At 65.7% G+C, this 2,399-nt stretch carries 2 protein-coding genes; both read left to right on the top strand.

The features are described from left to right. Positions 1 to 1,877 (top strand): translation initiation factor IF-2 (infB, locus tag DU475_RS23620; RefSeq protein WP_164633497.1); only part of this gene is annotated, 1,877 nt, incomplete at its 5' end. 215 nt (positions 1,878 to 2,092) lie between these two features. Further along, the coding region (rbfA, locus tag DU475_RS23615) for a 30S ribosome-binding factor RbfA (RefSeq protein ID WP_164633496.1) at positions 2,093 to 2,399 on the top strand (307 nt) is incomplete at its 3' end.

The following is a 2,399-nucleotide window of genomic DNA, read 5'->3' as shown; positions in this document are numbered from 1 at the left end:
CCGTCGTCACTGCGCTCAACGCGGACGACGTGCGCGAACGTTCGATCGCCTCGTTCCGTCGCCGGACCCAGCGGCTGAAGGGACACGCCTCGAACGAGCCGAAAGAAAAACTGGTGCGTGAAGTCGTCATTCCCGAAGTGATCGCCATCCAGGAACTCGCCAACCGCATGTCAGAGCGCGCGGTCGACGTGATCCGTCTGCTGATGAAGCAGGGCGCGATGCACAAGATCACCGACGTGATCGACGCCGATACCGCGCAGCTCATCGCCGAAGAACTGGGCCATACGGTCAAGCGCGTCGCCGCGTCCGACGTGGAAGAAGGCCTGTTCGACGTCGTCGACGATTCGACCGACACCGAGCCGCGCTCGCCGGTCGTGACCGTGATGGGCCACGTCGACCACGGCAAGACCTCGCTGCTCGACGCGCTGCGCCACGCCAACGTGGTGTCGGGCGAAGCCGGCGGCATCACCCAGCACATCGGCGCCTATCAGGTGACCTCGCCGGAAAGCGGCAAGAAGATCACCTTCATCGACACCCCCGGCCACGCCGCGTTCACCGCGATGCGCGCCCGCGGCGCCAAGGTCACCGACATCGTGATCCTGGTGGTGGCGGCCGACGACGGCGTGATGCCGCAGACCATCGAGGCGATCAATCACGCCAAGGCGGCCGGTGTTCCGATCATCGTGGCGATCAACAAGATCGACAAGCCGGACGCCCGTCCGGAGCGCGTCCGCACCGACCTGCTGCAGCACAACGTCCAGGTCGAATCGATGGGCGGCGATGTTGTCGACGTCGAGGTTTCGGCCAAGAACAAGATCAATCTCGACAAGCTGCTCGAGATGATCGCGCTGCAGGCCGAACTGCTCGAGCTGAAGACCAACACCCAGCGCCCCGCCGAAGGCACCGTGATCGAAGCCAAGCTCGACCGCGGCCGCGGCCCGGTCGCCACCGTGCTGGTCCAGCGCGGCACCCTGCGGGTAGGCGACATCATCGTGGCCGGCGCCGAGATGGGCCGGGTCCGCGCGCTGATCTCCGATCAGGGCGAGACCGTGCAGGAAGCCGGTCCGTCGGTGCCGGTCGAGGTGCTCGGCTTCAACGGCCCGCCCGAGGCCGGCGACCGCCTCGCGGTGGTCGAGAACGAAGCCCGCGCCCGTCAGATCACCGATTACCGCGCGCACCAGAAGCGCGAGAAGTCCGCAGCCACCACCTCCGGCATGCGCGGCTCGCTCGAGCAGATGATGACCCAGCTCAAGACTTCGGGCCGCAAGGACTTCCCGCTGATCGTCAAGGCGGACGTGCAGGGCTCGCTGGAAGCGATCCTCGGCTCGCTGGAAAAGCTCGGCACCGACGAGGTCGCCGCGCGTATCCTGCACGCCGGCGTCGGCGGCATCAGCGAGAGCGACGTCACGCTGGCGGAAGGCTTCAACGCCGTGATCCTCGGCTTCTCGGTCCGCGCCAACAAGGAGGCCGCTGCGGCCGCCAAGCGCAACGGCATCGAGATCCGCTACTACAACATCATCTACGATCTGGTGGATGATATTAAGAAGGCGATGAGCGGCCTGCTCGCGCCGACCCTGCGCGAAACCATGCTGGGCAACGCGCAGATCCTGGAGATCTTCAACATCTCCAAGGTCGGCAAGGTCGCCGGCTGCCGCGTCACCGACGGCACCGTCGAGCGCGGCGCCAATGTCCGCCTGATCCGCGACAACGTCGTGGTGCACGAAGGCAAGCTGTCGACCTTGAAGCGGTTCAAGGACGAAGTGAAGGAAGTCGTCGCCGGCCAGGAATGCGGCATGGCGTTCGAGAACTACACCGACATGCGGGCCGGCGACATCATCGAGTGCTACCGCGTCGAGACCATCCAGCGCTCGCTGTAAGTCCGATTCTTACAGGCGAGACGTAGCGGCTCATCTTTCGAGACGCCCGGCCGTGCTCTGCGAGCGCCGCCGGGCTGCTCGGGATGGGACAACGGCCTGAGACCAGGTGGCCCGATCCCAGGTGATCGGAGCCTCATCAATCACAGCCCTCATGGTGAGGAGCGCAGTCGTTTCGACTGCGCCTCGCCAGCCATGAGAATATTGGAAATCGAGCAATGTCGCGCCATCACCAGAAGAGCTCCCCGTCCGGCGGTTCGACCCGCTCGCTGCGCGTCGGCGAACTCGTGCGCCACGCCGTGGCGGAGATTCTCAGCCAGGGGGGCGTCCACGATCCGGTGCTTGAAAGCCACCTCGTGACCGTTCCCGAAGTGCGGATGTCGCCCGACCTCAAGCTCGCGACGATCTACGTGATGCCGCTCGGCGGTCGCGACGAGAAGCTGGTGCTGGACGCGCTCGAACACCACAAGCGCTTCCTGCGCGGCGAGATTGCCCACCGCGTCGCCCTCAAATTCGCCCCAGACA

Source organism: Rhodopseudomonas sp. WA056, from assembly GCF_010906995.1.
GTDB classification, from domain to species: domain Bacteria; phylum Pseudomonadota; class Alphaproteobacteria; order Rhizobiales; family Xanthobacteraceae; genus Rhodopseudomonas; species Rhodopseudomonas palustris_G.
This window is presented reverse-complemented; position numbering and strand designations above follow the sequence as displayed.